17 protein-coding genes are annotated in these 24,880 nt (G+C 66.1%); 10 read left to right on the top strand and 7 right to left on the bottom strand.

Translation table 11 applies throughout. The annotated features are described in order from the left end of the window. Positions 1–5: 5 nt before the first annotated feature. The 3 genes from FHT19_RS09430 to FHT19_RS09420 all read right to left on the bottom strand — a co-directional run bounded on the left by FHT19_RS09430 (position 6) and on the right by FHT19_RS09420 (position 5,193). Positions 6–1,334, bottom strand: coding sequence for a citrate:proton symporter (locus tag FHT19_RS09430; protein ID WP_169474716.1), 1,329 nt, complete (start codon positions 1,332–1,334; stop codon positions 6–8). Continuing rightward, positions 1,334–2,224: a LysR family transcriptional regulator gene (locus FHT19_RS09425; RefSeq protein ID WP_169474715.1), complete on the bottom strand. Its 891-nt coding sequence runs from the start codon at positions 2,222–2,224 to the stop codon at positions 1,334–1,336. The genes FHT19_RS09430 and FHT19_RS09425 overlap by 1 nt, the downstream gene beginning before the upstream one ends. Before the next feature lie 143 nt (positions 2,225–2,367). After that, complete coding sequence (locus tag FHT19_RS09420; RefSeq protein WP_169474714.1) at positions 2,368–5,193, bottom strand: TonB-dependent receptor; 2,826 nt, start codon at positions 5,191–5,193, stop codon at positions 2,368–2,370. Positions 5,194–5,562: 369 nt separating this feature from the next. Between FHT19_RS09420 and FHT19_RS09415 the strand changes: the two genes are divergently transcribed. Continuing rightward, complete coding sequence (locus tag FHT19_RS09415) at positions 5,563–5,901, top strand: hypothetical protein (RefSeq protein ID WP_248290353.1); 339 nt, start codon at positions 5,563–5,565, stop codon at positions 5,899–5,901. Positions 5,902–5,998: 97 nt separating this feature from the next. On the opposite strand, the gene FHT19_RS09410 is transcribed toward FHT19_RS09415, so the two are convergent. Next, on the bottom strand, positions 5,999–7,429 hold the full coding sequence (locus FHT19_RS09410; RefSeq protein WP_169474712.1) for an aldehyde dehydrogenase family protein: 1,431 nt from the start codon (positions 7,427–7,429) through the stop codon (positions 5,999–6,001). A 255-nt stretch (positions 7,430–7,684) separates the two neighbouring features. Between FHT19_RS09410 and FHT19_RS09405 the strand changes: the two genes are divergently transcribed. From FHT19_RS09405 to FHT19_RS09390, 4 genes are read left to right on the top strand one after another with little or no spacing between them, the layout of a single operon-like run. Beyond that, positions 7,685–9,907 (top strand): TonB-dependent receptor, encoded by a 2,223-nt coding sequence (locus FHT19_RS09405; RefSeq protein WP_248290352.1) that lies wholly within the window; start codon positions 7,685–7,687, stop codon positions 9,905–9,907. A gap of 2 nt (positions 9,908–9,909) precedes the next feature. Beyond that, on the top strand, positions 9,910–11,139 hold the full coding sequence (locus FHT19_RS09400; RefSeq protein WP_169474710.1) for a cytochrome P450: 1,230 nt from the start codon (positions 9,910–9,912) through the stop codon (positions 11,137–11,139). An 11-nt stretch (positions 11,140–11,150) separates the two neighbouring features. Further along, a complete protein-coding gene (locus FHT19_RS09395) occupies positions 11,151–12,011 on the top strand; it encodes an AraC family transcriptional regulator (RefSeq protein ID WP_168555262.1) in 861 nt (286 codons plus the stop codon). 14 nt (positions 12,012–12,025) lie between these two features. Continuing rightward, positions 12,026–13,132 carry an NAD(P)-dependent alcohol dehydrogenase gene (locus FHT19_RS09390; protein ID WP_169474709.1) on the top strand — a complete coding sequence of 369 codons (1,107 nt, stop codon included), beginning with the start codon at positions 12,026–12,028 and terminating at the stop codon, positions 13,130–13,132. Between the two features lie 16 nt (positions 13,133–13,148). Here FHT19_RS09390 and FHT19_RS09385 read toward each other — a convergent pair whose 3' ends face one another. Continuing rightward, positions 13,149–14,675: an acyl-CoA synthetase gene (locus FHT19_RS09385; RefSeq protein ID WP_169474708.1), complete on the bottom strand. Its 1,527-nt coding sequence runs from the start codon at positions 14,673–14,675 to the stop codon at positions 13,149–13,151. A 75-nt stretch (positions 14,676–14,750) separates the two neighbouring features. Beyond that, complete coding sequence (locus FHT19_RS09380; protein ID WP_169474707.1) at positions 14,751–14,894, bottom strand: hypothetical protein; 144 nt, start codon at positions 14,892–14,894, stop codon at positions 14,751–14,753. 119 nt (positions 14,895–15,013) lie between these two features. On the opposite strand from FHT19_RS09380, the gene FHT19_RS09375 reads away from it, so the two are divergent. The 4 genes from FHT19_RS09375 to FHT19_RS09360 all read left to right on the top strand — a co-directional run bounded on the left by FHT19_RS09375 (position 15,014) and on the right by FHT19_RS09360 (position 21,548). After that, the gene (locus FHT19_RS09375) at positions 15,014–15,790 is read left to right on the top strand and encodes an enoyl-CoA hydratase-related protein (RefSeq protein ID WP_169474706.1); all 777 of its coding nucleotides are present in this window, start codon (positions 15,014–15,016) and stop codon (positions 15,788–15,790) included. Positions 15,791–15,850: 60 nt separating this feature from the next. Beyond that, a complete protein-coding gene (locus FHT19_RS09370) occupies positions 15,851–17,011 on the top strand; it encodes an acetyl-CoA C-acetyltransferase (RefSeq protein ID WP_169474705.1) in 1,161 nt (386 codons plus the stop codon). Next, complete coding sequence (locus tag FHT19_RS09365; RefSeq protein ID WP_169474704.1) at positions 17,011–17,991, top strand: nitronate monooxygenase family protein; 981 nt, start codon at positions 17,011–17,013, stop codon at positions 17,989–17,991. Before FHT19_RS09370 ends, FHT19_RS09365 begins: the two co-directional genes overlap by 1 nt. A 182-nt stretch (positions 17,992–18,173) precedes the next feature. Further along, positions 18,174–21,548, top strand: a complete 3,375-nt coding sequence (locus FHT19_RS09360; RefSeq protein ID WP_169474703.1) for an ATP-binding protein — start codon at positions 18,174–18,176, stop codon at positions 21,546–21,548. A 21-nt stretch (positions 21,549–21,569) separates the two neighbouring features. Here FHT19_RS09360 and FHT19_RS09355 read toward each other — a convergent pair whose 3' ends face one another. Continuing rightward, positions 21,570–22,202, bottom strand: coding sequence for a response regulator transcription factor (locus FHT19_RS09355; protein ID WP_169474702.1), 633 nt, complete (start codon positions 22,200–22,202; stop codon positions 21,570–21,572). Between the two features lie 171 nt (positions 22,203–22,373). Between FHT19_RS09355 and FHT19_RS09350 the strand changes: the two genes are divergently transcribed. Next, positions 22,374–24,845, top strand: a complete 2,472-nt coding sequence (locus FHT19_RS09350) for a TonB-dependent receptor (protein WP_169474701.1) — start codon at positions 22,374–22,376, stop codon at positions 24,843–24,845. Positions 24,846–24,880 lie beyond the last annotated feature (35 nt).

Here is a 24,880-nt window from a genome sequence, read left to right as displayed (position 1 = left end):
CTCACTCATATGCCGATCAGGCCGATGGCCAGCGCCGCCACGGTCATCACCAGGGTGGCGCAAAGCAGCCAGGGAAAGGCAAAGCGCTGGTGCGCGCCCAGTTCGATGCGGCTCAGGCCTGCCACCAGGAAGGTGGCCGGGGTCAACGGGCTGATCGGAAAGCCGACCGTGTGCATGCCGAGCAGCGCGGCCTGGGCCACCTGCACGCTGGGCACGCCGAAATGGCCGGCCACTTGCGCCACCACCGGCAGGACGCCGAAATAGAAACTGTCGGGATCGAACACGACGCTGAGCGGCATGGCGGTGAGCGCGACCAGCAGCGGGATGCTTCGCCCCATGCCCTCGGGAACCAGCGCGACGCTGGATTGGGCCAGGGCATGGATCAGCCCGGCGCCGTTCATGATGCCGGTAAACGCGCCCGCTGCGAACAGGACGCCGGCCATCATCATGGCGGGGCGGGCATGCGCCTCGATCCGCAGACGCTGCTCTTCGGCTCGCGGATAGTTGATCGTCAGGACCAGGGCGAAAGCGACCATGAAGACGACGGCCGGCTCAGCCACGCCGGTGACCATCAGGGCAATGACCGCGAGCGTAATCGCCAGGTTGAGCCAGAACAGGCGCGGGCGGTGCAGCGGGTCCGCGGTCGCCGGGGCAGTCGGCACGGCATCGGGCGCCGCCGACGCGCCAGGCAAGGCGGCCAGGCGCCGTTCCTCGCGTCGTCCCATCCACCATGCCGCAGCAAACACGAAGACGAGGCCGACCAGCTGGACCGGAAGCATTGGCGTGAAAATCTGGGCCGGGGTAAGATGCAGCGCGGCGCTGGCGCGCAAGGTGGGCCCCGTCCACGGCAGGAAATTGACGCCGGCAGCCAGCGAGGCGCAGCAGGCCAGAATGCGGCGGTCCATGCCGAGCTGGTCGTAAAGCGGTAGCATGGCCGGCACCGTGATCAGGAAGCATACCGCGCCCGACCCATCGAGATGGATCAGCAAGGCCAAAAGCGCGGTGCCCATGGTAATGCGCGACGGCTTGCGCCCCACCAGGCGCAAGACCGCGCCTACCAGTGGCGCCAGCAGTCCGGCATCGCTGACCACGCCGAAGAACAGGATGGCAAAGACGAACATGCCGGCCACCGGCGCGATCTTGGTCACGCCCGCGATGATCCAGCCCGGAACGCCGGCCCCCTGGCCCAGCAGGATCGCGCCGATCACCGGCACCAGGATCATTGCCGCGAGCGGGGAAAGCCGGTTGGTGAGAATGACCGCCAGCATCACGCCGACGATGGCTAGCGCCCCCAGCGCCAGAACCCCCACGGGCAGGACGGCTGCGACCGGCATCAGCATGCTCCCTTGGCGGTCAGCAGGCTCAGCATGTTCTGGGCGGCGGGGGAGGGGCTGCGGCCCGACAGATGGGCAATGCCGATCACCCGTTCGGCCCGGCTGTCATTCAGGCGATGCCATTCCAGATCATGCGCCCCCACCATGGGACGGCACGAGAGCGGCAGTGCGCTGATCCCCAGACCCGCGGCGATGAAGGCACCCAGCGTGGCGGGCTGTGCACATTCATAGAGCGGGCGCGGGGCGAGCCCGGCGCGGGCCAGGGCCGCATCGGTGATCTGGCGCACGCTGCTGGTGGGCGCCATGGCGATGAAGGGGGCATCGGCAAAGCTGTGCCAGCCGGGATCGGCCGGTGCTTCTCCGGCGCGGCAGACCAACGCGCAGGGATCGGTGAACAGCGGCACGAACGTGAAATCCTCCCCGGCGTCGTCGGGCGGAGTCATCACCGCCAGATCGATCAGCCTTTCGCGCAAGTTCTGATAGATCGTGCCCGCGAGCCCCTCGCGCACCGTGACATCGACACCGGGCCAGGCATCGCGAAAACGGCTGAGCACGCCGGGCAGGTCGCCCACCGCATAGGACGGCAGCACGCCCAGGGCGATCCGGCCGCGCTGGCCCGACAGCGTTTGGCCCAGTTGATCGAACGCGTCGTCGAAATCGGCGATCAGGCGCTCGGTCAGCCGCAGCAGGTCTTCGCCAGCCGGCGTGAGGGCAACATGGCGGCGGTTGCGATCAAACAGCCGCGCGCCGAGATCTTCTTCCAGCAGGCGAATGGTGCGCGAAAGGGCCGGCTGTGACACATGCACGAGTTCTGCCGCACGGCTGAAGTTGGCCGCCTGGGCCAGGATGCGGAACTGGCGCAACGTGGAAAGGCTGGGGGTGCGGGGCATGCGGAACCTGTGCGCCAGAGGGAACCGCACGGGCGATCGTGCGGCGGGCGCATGGTGGCGGGCGCTGCGCGCGTCGTCCAGCAGGCAGGCGGCAAAGGCGCCGGCCCCGGCTGGAATGCTGCGCTCAAGCCCGCCACCCATCGTCAGAACTTGGCCGCGATGCGCGCATAGACCTGCCGTCCGAACGGATCGGCGATCGAGGGCAGGTAGCCGTTGTACTTGGCAAATCCGGGCGCGGTGTTGAACATGTTGATCACGCCGAGCGTGAGCGCATAGCGATCTTCCTTGCCGAAATTCAGGCTATATTGCGCGTCGAACACGGAAAAGGCGCTGACACTGGTGGCGACGGTCGGCACCACCGCGCCGCTGCCCGAGGTGTTGAGGCTTTGCCCGTAATCGTCCTTAACGCCGGCGGTGTAGCGCCAGGTGAGGGACAGCGTGTGAGGGCCATACCCGGCGTCAATGCCGGCCACGCTGCGCCAGCGTGGCGCGGCCGAGGATGACGTGGGCGATTGGGTGAAGGCATTGCGATAGCCTACGCCATCATAGACGACCGATCCCGTCACTTTGCCGTTGGCATCGCGCAGCAGCACGCCGGTATCGACGTCATAGGCCAGGAGATAGGTCAGCGTGTCCCGCAGCGTCAGTTGGACGGGGCCGGCATCGAACGCATACTGGCCCTGGAGATCGAGGCCGGCGGTCTTGGTGCCGCTGGGCGCGTTGAAGCTGGTCACGATCACCGATTGCAGCGTGCCGGTCAGCGGATCGCGGATCACCGCGCTGCCGTTGGGCGCGGTGTTGACCACCTGCTGCGGGTTCTGCGTCGAAATCTGGTTGTTGAACTGATACTTCCAGTAATCGATCGAGAAGCGCGCGCCGCGCTTTGGCACGAATGTGGCGCCGATGTTGTAGACCGTGGACGACTGCGGCTTGAGATCGGGATTGCCATAAGTCTGGATCGTGCGGAACGAGGTGGTGCCATCGACCGGGTCGGTGACATTGACCACGTTGGTGCCGATCAACGAGGCCGAACCGTTGGCCAGCGTGGGCGCCTGGAACGCCTTGCTGTACGATCCGCGCAGCGAGAACCATTCGGTCGGGCGCCAATTGGCCGCCACCTTGGGCACGGCCTTGCTATAGCCGCCGGCGTCTTCGTATCGCGCCGCCAGGTTGAGCGTGAGGCTGTCGATCGGCTGGTAGTTCGCTTCGGCAAACACGCTTTTCACTTCGCGCGAGAACGCGGTGTTGAGATGCTTGCCCAGAAAGCCGCCATAGCCCGAAAGCAGCAGGTCGGAATACGTGGTGGTCGATTTCTCGCGGCGATATTGCGCGCCCAGCGCCACGTTGATCTCGTGGCCGGCGATGCTGGCCAGCGGGCCGTTCACCACCGCTTCGGCAATGTAGTATTCGCGCTTGAAATCGGTGAAGACGTCGCTTTGCAGATTGTGGATCAGCGAGGGATCCATCTGCGCAAGGTTGGCCTGGAACGGGCTGTAATAGAGGCAACTGCCCTGTCCGGCCACGGCGCCGCTGCCACCACCGAGGAAATTGGTGTTGCAGTTCGGGCCGCCATAGCCGCGCAGGGCGGCCTGGAACAGGTTCATGTCGGTATCGCGATCGCGCGCGATGGTCTGCGAGGCGGAGTAGGTGCCGGTGGCCAGGTACTTCCATCGCCCGATCAGGTTGCCGCGCGCCCCAGCCACATAATGCTGCTGGTTCACTGTGTCGCGCATCACGCGATATTCGTAGCCACCCGGAAAGCCCTGGGCACCGATGACACGGCCATAGAACAGCACGTCCACGCCAAACGGATTGTAGGGATTGGACGCGGGCATCGTCGCATTGCCGGCATTCTGCGCATAGGACGGCACGCCAAACCGCTGGGAATCCTGGTGGTAATAGCTGATTTCGGCAAACAGGGTGTTGGCGTCGTTGATTTCGAACGTCGTGTCGTTGTGGATGTTGATGCTGCGCGCGCGCGGCCGGATCGGGTTCTTGGGCTGGAAATTGTAGAGGCAGTTGCCCAGGCCGAACGTGGCCCCACTGGCGGGGGAATAGACGCTGTTGGTGCCATCCGCGCCGCAATTGGGGTCCACCACCTTGAGCGTGCCGGTGGCCGATTTGTTGGCATCGTAAAGCGCGGTGTAATCGTTGCCGTTGATCACCACATGGCCCCCGGTGGCGGTAAGCGGGCGGCCGGTCAGCAGATAGCTACCGGGATAGCCGGCCGCCGTGGGGTTGAAGAAATTGGTGACCGCGCGATCGGAATTCTGGAGATTGTCCTGAAACCGATAGGAGCCGGAAAGGACGGTGTGGAAGCGATCGTTGCCTACGCCCAGCATGGCCTGCGCGTTCCACGCCGGCGATTTCGCCACGCTGGTGAACTGGGCGCTGGCCTTCAGGCCGGTGAACCGGGTGTCGGTCAACACGTTGAAAACGCCAGCCACCGCATCGGCGCCATAAGTTGACGAAGCCCCGTCGAGCAGCACTTCGACCCGCTGGATCGCGATGTCGGGGGTAAGGCTGTTGAGGTTGACGTAATCGTCGCCGCCCTGCGGGGTCACGCGGCGGCCATTGAGCAGAACCAGGGTGGAGCCGGCGCCAAGACCACGCAAGTTGGCAGAGCGGGTATCGCGCGTATCGGCGCCGCCCTTGGAAAGATCCTGCAAACCCCCGGTGCTGCCGACGTTTTGCGGAATGAAGCGGGTGAGATCGCCGATCGAGGATGAGCCGGTGCGCGCGATGGCGGCGTTGTCCACCGCAAGAATGGGCGACGCGCGGTTTTCCTGGCGAATGTTGCCGAGGTAGGAACCCGTCACCACAATCTCTTGCGGTTTGGGTTCGGCCGGCGCCGGCTGATCCGCGGGCGGAGCCGATTGCGCCTGCGCCGTGCCTTGTCCGCCCATCACGCAGATCGCCAGCGCAGAACCGACGAGCAGATTGCACCGGATCGTTGAAAAGCCCTTCATGTACACCTCCAGGTCACCATCGCCGAAGAGGTGTCGCCGCCGCAGCAGCCCGTAAGGCTGGCTCGCCTCGTTGCCCTCTCCACCATGGTGGTGTTTTGTTGTGGGGGCGGAATGGCGCGGCAGCGTGATCAAGTGAAATATAATGAACGGATCATCTTATAACCTGAAATTATAAGACGCCGCACCGGCCGGCCAGCGCCGCCGATCATGGCGATCCAACGGCCATGCGGTGCGCGGCGCCCAGAACGGTGATGCTCCAGGCATCTGCGGGAAAGATCGTTCTCGCAAAAGGCGTTGCGGGCAAGTAGCCCGCTTGCATCTTGGCGCCGCCGCTCCCACTTGGTGGGAATGCTACCGCACACTCGCGCGATGATCGCCGCCGCAGCCTACGCCTTCATCTTCGAAAAGAAGGTGGCAGGTGTCCACGACCATACGACCGGGCAGGACCTGCAAATCGCGGCAGAGGTTCGGGGCGGCCGCCTCCAAGGCCAAGACGGCGATCGTTCGGCCAAATTCGGCGGCACCCTTCCCGAGTTGCACGATGCTGGCGACGATGCATTCGTTTCGCTCGAAATCGATGGCAACACGGCCCGTGGGTACGATCGCGGCTCGTCCAGCCACTATACACTGACGGCGGAGAGCCAGGTGCTACAGCTTTACGACCACGCGGAACAAGCCTGGTTCGCCTATACCATCCAATCCATCTGAGCTTTGCTGGCCAAATGGCCAGAGCTTGCCGGGCGCCGGCGGTTGCCCCGGGGCGATACGGCCCGCCCCGGAGGGTCGAAGAATTTGCCCACGCCGCCTAGCAGTCGCTTGCCTTCCGGCGGCGAACCAGGGTCTGGGCATTGGTGTATTCAAGCAGCCCTTCGGTGCCGCCTTCGACACCCAGGCCCGATTGCTTCATGCCGCCAAAGGCCGCGAGCGGGCTGAGATGCTGGGTCTCGTTGATCCACACCGTTCCGCTCGCGATCTGCTGCGCCACGGCCAGCGCAGCGTCCTCGTCGGTGCCCCAGACCGAGGCGCCCAGGCCATACTCGCTTGCATTGGCGCGGGCGATGACCTCGTCCACGTCGCTGAACTTGAGCAGCGGCAGGATGGGGCCGAACTGCTCTTCCTGGACAATCCGGCTTGCTTCGGGCGGATTGTCCAGGATCGTCACCGGCACGAAATAGCCCGGCCCGGCGTGCGGTTCGCCGCCGGTCAGGAATTGGTAGCCCTGTGTGCGTGCATCGGCGATCAGGTCGCGCACGCGGCGAAATTGCACCGCGTTGTTGACCGGGCCAAGCTGCGTTCCCTGCTCGGCGCCGTTGCCGACTTTCACCGTGCGGGCATAAGCGACCAGTGCCTGCTTGAGCCGATCATAGACCCGCTCGTGCACGTACATCCGCTTGGTGGCGATGCAGACCTGGCCGTTGTTGGCAAACGCCGCCCAGAACAGCGGCTCGGCCAGCGCCTCCACATCGGCATCGGGCAGCACGATCGCGGGATCGTTGCCGCCCAGTTCCAGCGTGACGCGCTTGAGCGTGGCCGAAGCGCTCTGCATCACCCGGCGGCCGGTTGCGCTGGAGCCGGTGAAACTCACCTTGTCGATGCCGGGATGCTCGGTCAGCCAGGGGCCGAGCTGATCGCCCCCGCTGATGGTGTTGAGCACGCCGGCCGGCAGAATGCGTGCGGCCAGCTCACCGAATTTCAGCGTCGTCAGCGGGGTGAACGGCGAAGGTTTGAGCACCACGGTGTTGCCTGCGCGCAGCGCCGGGCCGAGCTTGAACATCGCCAGCACCATCGGGTAATTCCAGGGCGCGATGGCGCCCACGACGCCGATGGGAACGTGCCGCGTCTCGCTATGGCGTTCCGGGCTGTCCTCGTTGACGGTGGCCGGCAGCGCCAGGCTGGCCGCCCCCTTCAGCCAATAGGCCGAGGCGAGGATCTCGGTCCGGGCGTCGGCATGCGGCTTGCCTTGCTCGGCAGTCAGCAGCCTTGCAAAACCGTCGATTTCCGCCACCAGCGCATCGGCCAGTTGCACGAGCAGCGCGCCGCGGGTGTCGATCGCGGTGGCCGCCCAGCCCGGAAAGGCAGACCGTGCCGCCGCGACCGCGGCATCGAGTTCGTCACGTGACGCATCCGGGGCGCGGGCGATCGCTGCTTCGGTTGCTGGATTGACCACGTCGAAGCCATGTTTGCCGGTCACTGCCCGGCCGCCGATGGTCATCGAAAAAGACGCTTCGAACTCCATTTCGCTCTCCGTTTGGTCGGCGCGATGCCCTGCGGTCGCGCTCTTGCCGGGGGCGTATCAGATCGCCCGATGCCTGCCGTGCGGTGCGCAAGAAATGTCAAAAAGCGCGGCAAGTCGGTGCAACGCGCTGCGCGAAATGCTGCGCTACACCGTCAACTGGAAAAGGCCGGGACAGAGCCTTGAAACAGACGGAGAGGCACCATGAAAGCCAGGATCATCGCTGCGCTGCTAGCGGGGGGCGCGTCGACACTTCCCATGTCGGCATTTGCGCAGTCCACCACAGATGCCAACAGCGCGCCTGCCACGCCGGATCAGGCGGCGCCGGCAGCAACCAGCGGGATAGCCGGCGAGGGCGAGATCATCGTCACGGCGCAGCGGCGCGCGGAATCCATCCTGCGCGTGCCGATCGCGATTTCGGCAATTGGCGGAGACACGCTGAGCAGCAAGGGAATTACCAATTCCGCCAGCCTGGCAACCGCCGTGCCCAACCTGCAGGTCAGCAGCCCCTATGGCTCGACCCAGCCCAACTTCTCGCTGCGTGGCATCAGCGTGGCCAACGAATACAACTCCAACCAGGCGTCGCCGATCGGCGTCTATGTCGACGATATCTATCTCGCCAGCCGCACCGCGCACGGCATGGGCCTGTTCGACATGGAACGCGTGGAAGTGCTGCGCGGGCCGCAAGGCACGCTGTTCGGGCGCAACACGACGGGCGGCGCCATCAACTTCATCACCAAGACCCCCACGCTGCGTGGCAACCAGGGCTATGGCGAGGTCGGCTATGGCAATTTCAACACCTTCACCGCGCAGGCTGCGGTCGAAGCGACGATGGTGCAGGACGAACTGGGTGTGCGGATCGCCGGCAATTATGCCAAGGGCGACGGCCAGATCCAGAATGTCTATCCCGGCGGGCGCGACGCCAATTCGCAAGATACGCTGCAGGGCCGCCTGACGCTGCGCATGCGCCCGGGCAACGGGCCGCTCGATATCAAGCTCAAAGTCTATGGCGGGCGCGATCGCGGCAGCCAGGCGGCGGTACAGGGGTTGCAGCCCTACCGCAGCGGGCTCGATTTCTTCCAGGTCAACGAGAACCGCATCGGCCTGAACAAGACCGAGGCCTATGGCGCCTCGGCCACGATCGCCTACAGCTTCTCGCCCGCGCTCACCTTTACCTCGATCACCTCGCGCGATGGCGGCAAGCAGAACCTGCAGCAGGCGGCCGATGGTTCCCCGCTCGACGTGCTCGACATCAACTGGCAGTCGAAATTCCAGCAATTCAGCGAGGAAGCGCGCCTCAATTATGATGCCGGCAAGCTCAAGCTGGTGGGCGGTGGCTTCTATGGCTGGGACGAGACGATCACCGACAACACGTTCAACATAGGCCAGGCGATCGCACCAACGATCAATGGCGGCTTCTTCCAGCACTATCGCCAGGTGCGCCGCTCTTACGCCATCTTTGCACAGGGCGACTATGCCCTGACGCCCAAGCTCACCCTCACGCTTGGCGCGCGCTACACCTGGGACCGCAGCCAGTACCGCGATGGCTACGCCTATCTGTTTGCCGGCGATATCGGCGGGACGCAGACGCCGCTGGCAACAACCGTGCCCTGCCCGACGGTGCCGGGGACCTGTGCCTATAACGCGGCGGCGCGCTATCAGTTGGATGGCCGCAACAACGCGCTCACCGGGCGTGTCTCGCTGGGCTATACGTTCGACAACGGCACGCTGGTCTATGCCAGCTACAACCGTGGCTATCGTTCCGGCGCGTTCAACGGCGGTGGCTATACTTCTTCGGCGGGGATCAACTACATCGAGCCCGAACGGGTCAACGCCTATGAAGTCGGTCTCAAGGGGCGCTATTTCGGCAATGCGCTGACGCTGTCCATGGCCGGCTTCTATTACGATTATCGCAACCAGCAGGTGCAGGACACGCGGCCGGGGCCCGTGTCCTACCTGGTCAACGCGCCCAAGGCCGAAGTCTATGGCGCCGAAGGTGAAGCGCGGCTGCGGGTGGGGCCAGGCCTGGTCCTCAACCTGGCGGCCGGGTATCTTCACGCCACGTACAAGGAACTGACGCTCCAAAGCACCAATCTGGCGGGCAACGACCTGCCGTTCGCGCCGCGTTTCACCGCGCAGGCGGGCGCTGACGTGACAGTGTTCCGCAACGGCAGCACCGGACTGATCGTGTCGCCCAACGTCGCCTATTTCTCGCGGCAATACTTCTCGCCGTTCAATGCGGTGAACGCCGTGGGCACGGCGCAGCGCAACAGCGAATTGCAGCAGGAAGGCTATGCCAAGGTGAACCTCACCGCCGCGCTTACGATCGACCGCTTCACGATCAAGGCCTTTGCCAACAACCTGCTGAACGCCCGCACGTATGCCTATGGGCTCGACCTGCGCGGGGCGGGCTTTCCCTACAACTTCCTGGTTCCGGCCATGCCGCGCACTTACGGCGCGTCCATCCGGGTGGGCTTCTGACGATGAGCACGGCCATTCGCACCGACCTGAAGGATCCCGGCCTTTACGAGGCCGGTGTTCCCTGGGACATTTTTGCCGCGCTGCGCCGGGACGATCCGGTCCACTGGACGCCCGAGGCCGACGGTGCCGGCTTCTGGTCGGTGCTGCGCCATACCGACATCGTGGAGGTTTCGCGCCAGCCGCAGCTGTTTTCGTCGGCTTACGAAAACGGTGGCCACCGCATTTTCAACGAGAACGAAGTGGGGCTGACGGGCGCTGGCGAATCCGCGATCGGGGTGCCCTTCATCTCGCGCGATCCGCCGCTCCACACCCGCTATCGCAAGTTCATCATGCCCGCCCTGGCGCCCGGGCGGCTGGGAGATATCGAGGCCCGCATCCGCGAGCGGGTGGCGCGGCTGATCGATGCGATCCCGCTGGGGGAGCCGGTCAATCTCGTTCCGCTGCTGTCGGCGCCACTGCCGCTGATGACGCTGGCAGAACTGCTGGGCGTTTCGGGTGACCTCTGGCCCAAACTCTATGACTGGACCAACGCGTTCGTGGGCGAGGACGATCCGGAGTTCCGCCAGAGCCCCGGTGCCATGGCGGCCACCCTGGGCGAGTTCTTCGCTTTCGCCCAGGACTTGTTCGACGCCCGCCGTGCCGAGCCGACGCCGGACATCGCGTCGCTGCTTGCCAATGCGGAGGTCGACGGCGTGCCGGTGCCGTTCCGCGATTTCGTCGGCAATCTCATCCTGGTGCTGGTGGGCGGCAACGAGACGACGCGCAATTCGCTCAGCCACAGCGTGGCCGCCTTTTCCGCCCATCCCGACCAGTGGCAGGCGATCCGCACAGATCGCGACCTGCTCAAGACCGCGACGGCCGAGATGGTGCGCTTTGCCAGCCCGGTGATGCACATGCGCCGCACCGCCATGGCAGATACGGTCATCGGCGGGCAGAAGGTGGCGAAGGGCGACAAGGTTGTCCTGTGGTACATATCGGGCAATCGCGACGAGCAGGTGTTTGCCGAGCCCGACCGCTTCCTGGTGGCGCGACGCGGCGCCGCACACGTCGGTTTCGGATCGGGTCAGCATGTCTGCGTCGGTTCGCGACTGGCCGAGATGCAGTTGCGCGTGGCCTTCGACATGCTGGCCGATCGTGTTACCTCTTTCGAAGTGCAAGCGCCGCCGCGACGGTTCCGGTCGAACTTCATCAACGGCCTCAAGAACCTCGACGTCAATCTGCGGCCTGCCTGAGGAGAGGCGCGATGGGCAACCGGCAGACGACGAACGAGACGATCATCGCCGACACGATCGGGCGCGCACCCGATCGCAGCGTGAACATCGGTGCGTGGCAGTTCGCGCGGTGGCGCCAGTTCATCGGCAGTTACGAATTGCCCGCGCTCGTCGATCCGGTGTTCGTGGTCCATGTCGGCGGCAAGCCCGATACCCGGTTGTGGGAAGCCGACCACTGGAGCGCGGCGCGCTCGATCCCTGGTTGCGCAACGATCGTGCCGGCGGGCTGCCGCACCGGCTGGCGGATCGACGGGGAACTGGATGTGGTCACCGTTTCCGTTCCCCTGTCGCAGTTGCAGCAGGAGCAGGCTTTCAGCCAGTTTCGCGAGATGCGCTTCGCCTTTGCCGATCCGCTGGGCATAGCGTTGACCCGGCAGATCCTGGGCGAACTCTACGGCGCGCCCACGCCCGAGCGCACTGCTTATATCGGCACGCTGCTCGATGCGCTCAAGGCGCACACACTGCGCGGTTCGGCATTGAGCAACGAAGGCGCGTTTCCCAGCGCGGATTTTTCCGCCTATCGCATCCATCAGATCATGAACGACATCCTGGCGCGCCCGGAAGCCGAGCACAGCCTGGAAGCGCTGGCTGCCAAGGCCGGGCTGACGCCATCGCACTTCTGCCGCGTGTTCAAGCGCGCGACCGGTGTGTCTCCCCACCAATATGTCATGAAAGCGCGGCTCGACCGAGCGCGCGACCTGCTGGGGCAGTCCGACCTGTCGGTGGCCCAGGTCGCCGACATGACCGGCTTTACCAGCCAGAGCCACTTCACCCGCGCCTTCCGCCAATATGCCGGCCAGACCCCGAGCAGTTGGCGACATCCCCCGCAATAGCTTCGAGGAACCTGATGCAGACTATCGCTGCCGTCGCCCGTGAGCCCCATGGCGCATTTTCGATCGAGACGGTGGCCGTGGATGCCCCGCGCGCGGGCGAAGTGATGGTGCGCATTGTCGGGGTTGGGCTGTGCCATACCGATCTCGTGTTCCGCGACCAGTTCGTGCCCTATCCGTTGCCGGCCGTGCTAGGCCACGAGGGCGCCGGGATCGTGGAGATGGTGGGCGAGGGCGTCAGCGGCTTGCAGCGCGGGGATCGCGTGGTGCTGGGTTTTTCCAGCTGCGGCCACTGCCCGCGCTGCGATGAAGGACTGCCCAGCTATTGCCGCGAATTTCCCCCGCTCAACTACGCCGGAATGCGGCTTGAGGACGGCTCCAAGGCCTATGCCTGCGGCGATGAGGCGGTTTCTTCGCACTTCTTCGGCCAGTCGAGCTTTGCCGGGCACGCGATCGTGCGCGCGGGCAATGTCGTCAAGATCGACGATCAGGAAGCGCCGCTGGAAATCCTCGGGCCGCTTGGTTGCGGATTCCAGACCGGGGCTGGGGGCGTGATGCGCTCGATGGCCTGTCCGGCCGGATCGACGATCGCCATCGTCGGCGGGGGACCGGTCGGCCTGGCGGCAGTGATGGGCGCGGTGATCCAGGGCTGTTCGCAGATCGTGCTGATCGAGCCCGTGGCCGGGCGGCGGCAACTCGCGCGCGAACTCGGCGCGACGCACACGATCGATCCCGCCACCCAAGACGTGACTGCCGCGCTGCGTGCACTGCTGCCGCACGGAGTGGACTTCGCCTTCGACACCAGCGGCCGGGTGGAGGCGATCGAGGCCGTGCTGGGAGCGCTTACCGCGCGGGGGATGCTTGGGCTCGTCGGCGTGCCCGCGCGCGCAGAAGACACCCTGGCGATCAACCTGGCCGGTATGATCACTTATGGCCAGCGCATCGTCGGGATCATGGAGGGCGACAGCGACCCGCAGCGCTTCATTCCCGAACTGATCGCGGCACACCGGGCCGGGCAATTTCCGTTCGACCGGCTGGTAAAGACCTTTCCGCTCGCCGCGATCAACGAGGCTGTTCTGGCGCAGAAGCGGGGCGATTGCGTCAAGGTCGTGCTGATCCCCTAAGCTTGGCGCGCGCCCTTCAACCGTTGGGGGGCGCGTAGCGCTCGCGCAGCAGGCGCTTGAACAGCTTGCCGGTGGGCTCGCGCGGCAGGGCATCGGTAAAATCGATCCGGCGCGGGGTCTTGACCGAGCCCAGCTCGCGCCGGGCAAAAGCGCGCAGTTCCTCGGCAAGTGCAGCGTCGGCGGATATGGAATGGGCCGGCTGGACCACGGCGAGCACCAATTCGCCCATTTCCTCGCACGGGACCCCGATTACGGCCACGTCGGCGACGGCGGGATGGGTGACGAGCAGGTTTTCGATTTCCTGCGGATAGATGTTCACCCCGCCCGAAATGATCATGAAGCTCTTGCGATCCGAAAGGAACAGGAAGCCGTCACGATCGACATGGCCGATGTCGCCCAGTGTCGCCCAACCGCGCGCGTCATGCGCTTCCGCCGTCTTTTCCGGGTCGTTGAGATATTCGAACGTCGGCCCGTCGCTGAAATAGACCGAGCCGATCGCGCCTGGCGGCAGCTCTTGTCCCGCTTCATCGAGAACGTGCAACTGCCCCAGCACGGCACGGCCGACGGAGCCAGGCTTTTGAAGCCATTCCTCGCAGGACAGGGCGGTGATCCCGCAGCATTCGGTGCCGGAATAGTATTCGTGCACGATCGGGCCGAGCCAATCGATCATCGCGCGCTTGACGGGCACGGGGCAGGGCGCGGCGGCATGGACCACGGCGCGCAGGGAAGAGAGATCATGCGCGGCGCGCACCGCATCGGGCAGCTTGAGCATTCGCACGAAATGGGTGGGGACGAACGTGGCGTGGGTGATCCGGTAGCGTTCGATCAGGCGCAGGGTCGCTTGGGTATCGAACCTTTCCATCACCACAACCGTTCCGCCCAATTGCTGCACCGCCATGGCCCAGCGCAACGGCGCAGCATGATAAAGCGGCGAGGTGGAGAGATAGACGGTGTGCTGGTCCATCCCATAAAGCGTGGCGCCCATCCGCATCAGCGGCGTTTCGGCGCCGATCGGCCCATCGGGCAGCGCCGGCATCACGCCTTTGGGGCGGCCCGTGGTGCCCGAGGAATAGAGCAGGTCGGTCCCGGCGCTTTCATCGGCGATCCGGGTTTCGGGCAGTCGCGCGGCTGCGGCCTGCCAGTCGCCCAGCCGATCGTCGGCGCCGGTCCAGCGATAGGCGGCAAGGTTCGGCAGGTCGGCCAGCGCCGCCTGGGCAAGTTCGGCATGCTCGGCTGAAACCACCAACAGCTTCGCGCCGCAATCGCGCAGGATATAGGCGATGTCGCGCGGGCTCAGCTTGTTCGAGATCGCCGTCTGGTACAGCCCCGATCGTTGCGCGGCCCAGCCGAACACGAACACTTCGGGTGCGTTGGCGAACAAGGTGGCGACAACGTCGCCCCGCCGCAGCCCCAGTGCCCGCAATTGCCATGCGCTCTGGTTGGACAGCGCCTCCAGCGTGCCGAAACAGATCGTCTCGCCGGTTTCGGCCAGCACCAGGGCGGCCTTGTGCGGGTTGCGCGCGGCATGATCGGCCGGGTGCATGTTTCCTCTCCTTTGCTCTTGTGCTGGCGAGGAACCACGCGCGTGGGGCGGGCAGCAACCGGCGCGCAAGAAATGTCAAAATCCGCGCACCGCCCGGGCAAAGCCCAACCGCCCGTTGTTCGCTATTCCCCATTTCATCGCAATCCGGGCAACGGATGCCAATGGAGAGGCCACGTGATCCCCAACGAACCGCAGCGGCAGATCCGCGATGATGTCCACGCGTTGGCGCAAGCGCGGTTTCACCCTGCGACGCGGCCTGCGCAGCAGAAGGCAGTGCGCCCGCGCTGTTCGGCAAGCTTCGCGTGCAAGGCGATCAAGCGCACCAGGAAGGAACGTCTGTGACCGGCCCAAGCATTACCGTCGAGCGTGACGGACCCCTTACGATCATTACCCTTGCCCGGCCCGAGGCGCACAACGCGCTGCATGCTGCGGCACACGAGGAGTTGGCGGCAGCGTTCGATGCGTTCGCTGCCGATCCCGACCAATGGGTGGCGATCATCACCGGCGCGGGTGAAAAGGCCTTCTGCGCCGGCCATGACCTGAAGCAGCAGGCATCGGGCGGTGGCATGGCAACGCCGCCCAGCGGCTTTGCCGGCCTTACCGCGCGGTTCGACCTGGCCAAGCCGGTGATCGCGGCGGTGAACGGGGTGGCCATGGGCGGCGGGTTCGAGATCGCGCTGGCCTGCGATATCATCGTCGCGCAATCGCGCGCGGTGTTTGCCTTGCCCGAGCCGCGCGTGGGGCTGGCCGCGCTTGCCGGTGGTATGCAGCGGCTGCCACGCGCGATCGGCCTGAAGCAGGCGATGGGCATGATGCTCACCGGCCGGCGGGTATCGGCCGAGGAAGGGATGCGGCTGGGCTTTGTCAACGCGGTGACGGACGGAGACGTGCTCGCGCTCGCCCGGCAATGGGCGGCAGACATTCTGGCCTGCAGCCCAATGGCCGTGCGGGCGACCAAGGACGCGGTGCTGCGCGGGCTGGATACGCCGGCCGAGCGGGCCATGGCCGAACAATGGTCTTACCCCGCGCTGGAAGCGATGCTGTTGTCGCAAGACGCGGCAGAAGGCCCGGCGGCCTTTGCCGAAAAGCGCGCGCCCGTGTGGAAGGGCTGCTGACCATCGCCGTGGCGCCAGCATCGCCACGGGCCGCAAATCGAATTTTCAGGGAGTTTGAGCATGGCTGAAGCCTATATCGTAGAAGCCGTTCGCACCGCTGGCGGCCGCCGCAACGGCCGCCTGGCAGGGGTGCATCCCGCCGATCTGGCCGCCACTGTGCTCAACGCACTGGTTGATCGCAGCGGCATCGATCCGGCGGCGGTCGACGATGTGATCCTGGGTTGTGTTACCCAAGCGGGTGAGCAGGCCTTTGCGTTCGCCCGCAACGCCGTGCTCGCATCCAAGCTGCCGGTCAGCGTGCCGGCGGTGACGATCGATCGGCAATGCGGATCGTCGCAACAGGCCGTGCATTTCGCGGCCCAGGCGGTGATGTCGGGTACGCAGGATATTGTCATTGCCGCCGGGGCCGAGAGCATGACGCGGGTGCCGATGTTCTCCAACCTGGCGTTCCACCAGCGTGAGGGCATCGGCATCGGCCCTGTCAGCCCTGCCGTCGCCGCGCGTTTTGGCGTAACCGAGTTCAGCCAGTTCCATGGCGCCGAGATGATCGCGCGCAAGCACGGCTTCGATCGCGAGACGCTCGATCGCTATGCACTGGAAAGCCATCGCCGCGCGGCGGCCGCCACCGAAGCGGGAGCCTTTGCCGACGAGATCGTGCCCGTGCTGGTCGATGGCGAACCGCATCTGCGCGATGAGGGCATTCGGTTCGACGCGACGCTGGAGGGGATTGGCGCGGTGCGGCTGCTGCAGGAAGGCGGCGTGATCTCTGCCGCCAATGCCAGCCAGATCTGCGATGGCGCCAGCGGCGTGCTGGTGGTGAGCGCGCGCGCGCTTAAAGCGCATGGGTTGACCCCGATCGCGCGGATCGTTGACCTTACCGTTACCGCCGGCGATCCGGTGATCATGCTTGAAGAGCCGCTGTTTGCCACCGATCGGGCGCTGCGCAAGGCGGGGCTCTCGATCGACGCGATCGACTTGTACGAAGTGAACGAAGCGTTCGCGCCCGTGCCGCTTGCCTGGCTAAAGCATGTCGGCGGCGATCCCGCGCGCCTTAATGTCAACGGTGGGGCGATCGCGCTCGGCCATCCGCTTGGCGCCAGCGGGACCAAGCTGATGGCCACGCTGATCCACGGGCTGCGCGCCCGGGGCAAGCGCTACGGACTGCAGACCATGTGCGAAGGCGGCGGCATCGCCAACGTCACGATCCTCGAGGCACTGTGATGGCGCTGCGCACGCGGATCACCGAGCTGCTCGGCATCGAGCATCCCATCGTCCAGGGCGGCATGATGTGGGTGGGGCGGGCAGAGCTTGCCGCTGCCGTATCGAACGCGGGAGCGCTGGGCATGCTCACCGCGTTGACCCAGCCCACCCCTGACGACCTGCGGCGCGAAATCGATCGCTGCCGGGCAATGACCGATCGCCCGTTCGGCGTGAACCTCACCATCCTGCCCTCGGTTTCGCCACCGCCCTATGCCGCCTATCGCCAGGCGATCATCGAGAGCGGCGTTACGATCGTCGAGACCGCCGGCCACCGCCCGCATGAGCATGTCGCAGCATTCAAGGCGCATGGCATCACCGTGATCCACAAATGCACGGCCGTCCGCCATGCCCTGTCGGCCGAGCGGATGGGGGCCGACGCAATCTCTATCGACGGGTTCGAATGCGCCGGGCATCCGGGCGAGGATGACGTGCCGGGCCTGGTGCTGATCCCGGCCGCCGCCAACCAGGTGCGCGTGCCGATGCTGGCAAGTGGCGGCTTTGCCGACGGGCGCGGATTGGTCGCGGCGCTGGCGCTGGGGGCCGAGGGCATCAACATGGGTACCCGTTTTTGCGCAACGGTCGAAGCGCCGATCCACGAGACGGTGAAGCGCTTCCTCGTCGCCAATGACGAGCGCGCGACCAACCTGATCTTCCGCCGCTTTGGCAATACCGGGCGGGTGGCCAAGAACAGCGTGTCTGACGCGGTGATCGCGCGCTCGCGCGATCCTGACGCGGTGTTCGAAGACATTCGCCCCCTGGTATCCGGCGCGCGCGGGCGAACGGCACTGGAAAGCGGTGACCTCGATGCCGGGCTGATCTGGGCGGGACAAGTCCAGGGGCTGATCCATGATGTGCCCTCGTGCCGCGATCTGATCGAGCGGATCGTGGCAGAGGCAGAAACGCTGATTGCGGGGCGGCTGGCCGCGTTCGCGGCGCGATAGCGGGCACCCTGCACAGCCTGCAACATGGTGTCACGCCGCTGCTGGTGCCGCAGGGGCAACGCGGGCCATGTTGCAGCAAGGCGGGCAACGCCTTTCATCGGGCCTAGACTCGCCGGCGCTTGCTCCGGCCCGGCCACGCAGTGCATGGTTGGGGTTGTTCCCTTGCCAAGGCTCTTGCGCGCTTGACCGACTTTGCCCCCATTCTGGCGACCATCGCGGTCTATGTTGGCGTGTTGAGCGTGATCGGCTGGCGGGCAGACCGGCGGCCGGCATCCGCCGCGGGCGCGTCGGGGCGATGGCGCGGGATGCGCTATGGGTTGTCGCTCGCCACGTTGTGTTCCGCCTGGACCTATTTCGGCGCCGTGGGCGATGCCAGCGAGGGAAGCTGGCTGTTCGTCGCCAATGCGCTTGGCCCGGTCCTGGCGTTGACGCTGCTGGCACCGGTGTGGCGCCGTATCGCGCTGCTCGCCAAGCAGGAAAATGTCGGCTCCCTGGCAGATTTCCTCGCCGCGCGCTTTGGCAAGAGCCGGGCGTTGGGCATTCTTGCCTCGCTCGTGGCAACGCTCGCGGCGCTCCCCTACATCGCCCTGCAACTCAAGGTGCTGGCCGATGTATGGGGCTTTGCCTCCGCCCGCCGTGACAGCGAAGGCGCAAGTGCGCTGGCGATCGTGGTGGTGCTGGTGGTTTTGGCGATGGCATTTGGCACGCGGCGGCCCAGCCTGACCCAGCACAGCCGCGGCTTCGTCAGCATGATCGCGGTGGAATCGCTGGTGAAGCTTGCCGGTCTTGGTGCGGTGGCAGCCCTGGTCGTCGTGCTGATGGCCGGCGCTGTCGCGGGCGGCACGACGGCGGCGACGCAGCATCTGTCGGGCATGCTGCCGCCCTTGCAGGCGGCCGCGCTGCCAAGCTTTGCCACGCTCACCGCCTTGTGCACGATCACCGCCTTTACGCTGCCGCGCCAGTTTCACCTGGGCTTTGTGACATTGGAGCGCGCCGAAGACATTCGGTGGGCGCGGCGGGTGGTTCCGGCCTATTTCGCGCTTTGGGTGCTCGCCACGCTGACGATTGCGATGGGCATCCGCGCCGGCCTGGGTGGCACGGGCGTGGCGCCCTACTTGCAACTGCTCGCCATTCCGATGCAGCGCCAGGAAAGTGTCGTGTCGGCGCTGGCGCTGCTCGGCGGCCTGTCGGCGGGCGGGGCGATGGTGGTGGTCGAACTCACGGCTATTTCGGCCATGGTGTCCAACGAGGTAATCCTGCCGATCCTGGCGGGCCAGTTGCGCCGATGGCGTGCGGACCAGGCGATCGGCGCCGTGGTCGTTGCCGTGCGCCGGGTCACCGTGGTGCTGCTGGCCGCCCTGGCCTGGTTCTATTACCTTGGCATTCGCGACATCCAGAGCCCGACCGAGCTTGGCCTTACCGCGCTGACCGCGTCGGCGCAGCTGGTTCCGCCGCTGATCGGCGGGATATACTGGCGTCGCGCCCACGCGCGCGGCGCCATTGCCGGGGTGGCGGCGGGCATCCTGGTCTGGCTGGGCACGATCGCCATCCCTGCGTTCACCACGGCAGCCGGGCCGGCGTCGGGGGGCGGCAGCGGCATGTGGCCGGTGGCGCAGGCGCCGTTCGTCAACCTTGCCATCTTCGCCAGCCTGCTGATCAACACCGCGTGCTTCATCGCTTTTTCCCTGGGCGCGCGGCCGCGCCTGATCGACGAAATCCAGGCCAACCGGTTCGTGCTCGATCCCGTGGCGGTGGACGAGCGCGGTGGCCATGACATCGGCGCGAGCGTGGGTGACTTGCGCCGGCTGCTCGAACAGTTCATTGGCGTGGCCGAGACCCAGCGCACGCTGGCCGATTTCCACGCGCAGTCCCGCCGCGCGATTGCGCCCGATGCGGCGCCGGTTTCGCCCGCGCTGGTCCGCGTTGCCGAGCGCGTGCTGGCCGGCGTGATCGGGGCGCCCTCGGCGCGCAACGTGGTGGCGATCGCCATGGCCCAAGGCGGCCGGGATGCCGAAGAGATCGGGCGAATTCTCGATGAGGCCAGCCACGCCGTGCAGTTCAGCCGAGAACTGCTGCAGACCACGCTGGAAAGCCTGCCGCAGGGGGTCTGCGTGCTCGACGCGGAAGGCCAGCTTGTGGTGTGGAACGCGCAGTACATGGCCCTGATGGGAATTCCGCCCGATACCGTGGCCGTGGGGCGCAGCCATGGCGGGCTGCTTGCGGCCGCCGGCCTTGCGCAGATGCAAGGCCCGGCGATGCAGGCCAAGACCGAGATCAATCGTGCCGACGGGCGTGTTCTGGCCGTCTCCCGCAAGGTGATCGCCGGGGGCGACGTGCTGCTGACGGTGGACGACGTGACCGAGATCAAGCGGGCCCAGGCGATCCTGACCCAGGATCGATCGGCGCTTGAGAAGCGCGTGGACGAGCGCACGCGGGCGTTGACGCATGCCAACAGCGCGCTGGAAGAAGCACGCCGCGCGGCCGAGCAGGCGACCCGGGCGCAGCGCCGTTTCGTGGCTGCGGCCAGCCACGATCTGGTGCAACCCATGCATGCCGCGCGCCTGTTCATCGGCAACGCCACGTTGGGCGTCAGCGGTGCCGAGCAGCGCGATTTGCTGGAAAAGGCGGACCAGGCGGTGGAAGGCGCGCACCGCATGCTCCAGGCGCTGCTAACGCTCTCGCGGCTGGAACTGGGCGCCTTGCAACCGCGCCAGGAGGCGGTCGACGTCAACGCCGTGATCCATGCGCTTGCGGCCGAGTTTGCGCCGGTGGCCGCGGCGCGCGGGCTGCAGTTGGTTGTCCTGCCCACCCGGCACTGGGTGCGCAGCGACCGCGACCTGCTGCGCTCGATCCTGCAGAATCTTCTGGTCAATGCGCTGCGCTATACTCCGCATGGGCGGATCGTCATGCTGGCACGCCGGCGCGGCGCGATGCTGCGGATCGAGGTGCGCGATAGCGGTGTGGGCATGGCCGAGAGCGAGCTGCCGCTGGCTTTCCGCGAGTTCAGCCGCCTGCCCGAGGGGCAGAGCCTGGCCGAAGGCACAGGTCTGGGCCTGGCCATCGTGGCGCGGATCGCTGGCGCCTTGGGGCATCCGCTGGATGTCCATTCGCGGAAAGGGGCTGGCAGCGTCTTTGCCTTGCATGTGCCATTGACGCCGGCCGCGCCGCGCGTTGCGGTGTCGGTTCCGGCGATGGCCGATCTTGCCGGCATCCGCGTGCTGTGTCTTGACGATGACGCCGACATCCTCATCGCCATGAGCGCGCTGATCGAGCGCTGGGGCGGGGTGGTGACCCGGTGCCGAACGCTCGCCGAAGTGCCGGCCAACGGGGCATGGGACGCGGCCATTGCCGATTACCTGCTGGACGAAGGCAACGGGCTTGACCTGCTGCGCACGCTTGCCGGGCGCTGCCCGCTGCGCATTCTCGTCACCGCGACGGCCGATGAAAGCTGGGTCGAAACCCTCGAGGCCGAAGGCATCGTGCTGCTCGACAAGCCGACCCCGCCACTGGCGCTGCAAGCGTTGCTGGTGCGCCACGCCCCCGCCGCGGCCGGCTGACAAGGGGCCGTGGCGCGGCGCTCAGTCGCGCATCGCCGCCAGCAGTTGCGCGCGGGTCTGGACCCCGAATTTGCGGAACAATCCGGTAAGGTGATACTTGATCGTCGCTTCGGTGAGGCCGAGTTCGTAGGCGATCTGCTTGTTCATCAGCCCGCGCTGCACCCCGTCGAGGATGCGCCCCTGCGTCGGGGTAAGGGGATCGCGCGCGGCATCGCTATCAAGCGAGACGAACCACGCATCGCCGGCAAACAGGCTTTCAAGCGCGGCCGAAAGCTCCTCCACGCCCGCCGCCTTTGACAGGAACCCTGCCGCCCCGCAGGCGCGGGCAGTGAGCACGGTCTCGGCATCGTCGGTGGCCGAAACGATCGCTACGGTCGCTGCGGGCGCGTGGGCTTTGAGGCCGAGCAGCCCGGCCACGCCCTGGCTATCGGGCAGCTTGAGATCGAGCAGCACCAAAACGTCGCGATCATCGGGAGAAAGCGCCTGCCGCGCGGCGCCCAGCGTGTCGTATTGCTCGATTTCCAGACCCGGCGCGATCTGCATCACCGTTGCGGCCAGCGCCTGGCGGAACAGCGGGTGGTCATCAACCAGCAGGACACGCAGGCGAATGGTTGCCGCAGACTGATCGGGGGCTGGTTCGGGCCCGCTGTGCATTGCGTAAGGTCCATTGTTGCTTGGGCGCCAAGCCTACTCGGCCTTGGTGCGGGCGGGCAAGCGGTGGCCGGCTCGACCTATGTCTAGGCGCTTTTGCCTGCCGGGCAAGCTAAGCGACAGGCCGGGGCCGCCGCTGCGGCTGCAATGAAGAAAATCAATAGGGAGTGAGCGATGTCCGAATGGCGGAAGCCCGCGTTTGCGGAAACGATGAGCCGTGCCCGGTCCAAATCCGATAGATGCGCCGCCGGACTGCCGCTGCGCACCGGCCTGTCCGGCCTGGCGATGACAATGGCCTTGATGCTTGCCCCTGCGGCACAGGCCCAGGCACCGAGCCAGGGCGCCTCGCCGGCGCCTTCGGCCGTGGCGCCATCCGCCACCGGCGCTTCGGCTTCGCCCGACGTTGCCGGGCCCGATATCGTCGTCACCGCGTTCAAGCGTGCCGAAACCTCGCTCAAGGTGCCGGCGGCGATCGCGGTCCTGGGCGGCGCGGATCTGCGCACCGTGGGCGTAAATTCGGTCAACGATGTGCAGAACCTGGTGCCCGGCGTGGTTGTGGGCAACGGTTCGTTCGGCACCAACGTCACCATCCGCGGCGTGACCAGCAGCGACCAGACTTCCAAGGGTGAGTTGGGCATCGCGTTCAACATCGATGGCGCGTTCATCGGCCGCGGCCAGGAGCAGGGGGTTGCCTTCTTCGACATCGACCGCGTCGAAGTGCTGCGCGGGCCACAGGGCACGCTTTACGGGCGCAGCTCCACCGGCGGCGCCATCAACGTAATCACGCGCAAGCCGGTGCTCGACCGGTTCGAAGGCTATGCCAGGGTGGAAGCCGGCAATTACGACACCCGCCGGGCCGAGGCGGCCATCAACATTCCGATCACCCCTATCCTGGCGGTGCACATTGCGGGCAACATGAACGATCGCGATGGCTACCTCCGCCCGGTGGACACCACCGTCAGCGGCGCCACCGGCACGACGCGCCTGTCCGCAGCGGGCCAGCCGGCCAAGGGCGACCAGAAGGACCGCACCGGGCGTTTCTCGGTTCTGCTCAAGCCCGGCGATGATTTCAGCGCCACGCTGGTCACCACCGCCGGTCATATCGGCGGCGTTGGCCCGGGCAACGCGCTGCTGTCCAATCTCGAGGCCGGCGGGCAGAAGGCGTTCGAGATCATCCCCAATCCGATCCCGGCCTATCAGGATAACGACTTCGTCAACGTCAACGGGCAGGTCACCGCCCGCGCCGGCGGGGTGCAGTTCGACGTGCTGGGCAGCTATCAGCATTTCAGCGCGCGCAACCAGGTGACCGGCAACGCCAACCCCTATGACACCGGCAGCGCCGATGCGCCGGGTGTGTTCCTGCTCGACCAGTATACCGGCCGCTTCGCCACTTCGCAGGTGGAAGCGCGCATCTCCAACGCCGAACCGGGCGTGATCGATTACGTGGCCGGCGTGAACTACTATTACGAGAAGATCCACGAGAGCGACCACAACTGGAAAGTGCCGGTCGATACCTGGACCGACACGTCGACCTGGCTGACGGCGATCGATCCCGTCAACACCACCACGCACAAGTCCTACGGCGTGTTTGGCCAGGCGACCGTGCACTTGTCCGACCGCTTCAGCGCGATCGGCGGGCTGCGCTACAGCAACAACGAGAACGCCCGCGTCGGCACGTTCGCGGTCAACGTCGCCACCGCCAGCAACCCGGCGTGCACTTATCCCAACGACTGCATCGGCGGGGCCAACAGCGGCAGCGAGAAAGACCACAAGGTGACCTGGAAAGTCGGGCTCAACTACCAGGTAACTCCGAACGACCTGTTCTACGTCTCGGTCGCTACGGGGTTCAAGGCGGGTGGTTTCAACGATTATGACCCTGCCACCGGCGCTTCGGTTGTGCCCTATGGCCCGGAGTCGATGACCGCTTACGAGATCGGCTACAAGGGGCGCCCCGCGCGCGGGCTGACCTTTACCTCCAGCGCCTATTACTACGACTATGCCAAGGACCAGATCAACGGCCTGGCGCTGTTCGTGGGCGCCGCGGGTGTTACCGGCGTGCTCTATACCCAGTTGGCGCCGGTCGAAATTTATGGCTGGGAGAACGAACTGCGCTACCAGGTCGACCGCAACACCGCGGTCAACATTGGCGCGGCCTATGCTCACTCGCGCATCCGCTCCCTGAAGACCGGCTACCTCGGATATCTTACGGGCGTCTTTGCAGACTGGTCTGGTTATGCGCTGCCCAACTTGCCGGCCTTCACGCTCAACGGGGCGCTGACGCACACGATCGATCTTGCCAACGGGGCGCAAGTGCGGCTGCGCGCGGCAAGCAAGTACAGCACCTCCTACCTGCTCAGCGACTATGCCAATGCCGTGCAATACCGCCAGAGCCCGTTCACCCGCAGCGACGCCAGCATCACCTATGCGACGCAGGACGACGGACTGACCGTGCAGCTTTTCGTCGAGAACATCGAAAACAAGCTGCAGAAGACATTCGGACCCAACGGCTACAACGGAACCTACGGTGGCTTTACCGGCAGCGTCGCCGCGCCGGAAGCCGATGGCACCGCCTTCCCGGTCGGGTCGGTGAACTTCTCCACCTCGCTGCCTCGGCTGTATGGCGTGCGCCTTGGCGTGAAGTTCTGATCGATGGCCGCGGGGCATCGCCTGACCCGGCCCCG

This window comes from Novosphingobium sp. SG919, from assembly GCF_012932495.1.
Lineage (GTDB): Bacteria > Pseudomonadota > Alphaproteobacteria > Sphingomonadales > Sphingomonadaceae > Novosphingobium > Novosphingobium rhizosphaerae.
This window is presented reverse-complemented; position numbering and strand designations above follow the sequence as displayed.

Coding starts and splice junctions, on each gene's coding strand:
- FHT19_RS09430 (WP_169474716.1), bottom strand. CDS start 1,334: ATGCCGGTCGCAGCCGTCCTGCCCGTGGGGGTTCTGGCGCTGGGGGCG.
- FHT19_RS09425 (WP_169474715.1), bottom strand. CDS start 2,224: ATGCCCCGCACCCCCAGCCTTTCCACGTTGCGCCAGTTCCGCATCCTG.
- FHT19_RS09420 (WP_169474714.1), bottom strand. CDS start 5,193: ATGAAGGGCTTTTCAACGATCCGGTGCAATCTGCTCGTCGGTTCTGCG.
- FHT19_RS09415 (WP_248290353.1), top strand. CDS start 5,563: ATGATCGCCGCCGCAGCCTACGCCTTCATCTTCGAAAAGAAGGTGGCA.
- FHT19_RS09410 (WP_169474712.1), bottom strand. CDS start 7,429: ATGGAGTTCGAAGCGTCTTTTTCGATGACCATCGGCGGCCGGGCAGTG.
- FHT19_RS09405 (WP_248290352.1), top strand. CDS start 7,685: ATGTCGGCATTTGCGCAGTCCACCACAGATGCCAACAGCGCGCCTGCC.
- FHT19_RS09400 (WP_169474710.1), top strand. CDS start 9,910: ATGAGCACGGCCATTCGCACCGACCTGAAGGATCCCGGCCTTTACGAG.
- FHT19_RS09395 (WP_168555262.1), top strand. CDS start 11,151: ATGGGCAACCGGCAGACGACGAACGAGACGATCATCGCCGACACGATC.
- FHT19_RS09390 (WP_169474709.1), top strand. CDS start 12,026: ATGCAGACTATCGCTGCCGTCGCCCGTGAGCCCCATGGCGCATTTTCG.
- FHT19_RS09385 (WP_169474708.1), bottom strand. CDS start 14,675: ATGCACCCGGCCGATCATGCCGCGCGCAACCCGCACAAGGCCGCCCTG.
- FHT19_RS09370 (WP_169474705.1), top strand. CDS start 15,851: ATGGCTGAAGCCTATATCGTAGAAGCCGTTCGCACCGCTGGCGGCCGC.
- FHT19_RS09365 (WP_169474704.1), top strand. CDS start 17,011: ATGGCGCTGCGCACGCGGATCACCGAGCTGCTCGGCATCGAGCATCCC.
- FHT19_RS09355 (WP_169474702.1), bottom strand. CDS start 22,202: ATGCACAGCGGGCCCGAACCAGCCCCCGATCAGTCTGCGGCAACCATT.
- FHT19_RS09350 (WP_169474701.1), top strand. CDS start 22,374: ATGTCCGAATGGCGGAAGCCCGCGTTTGCGGAAACGATGAGCCGTGCC.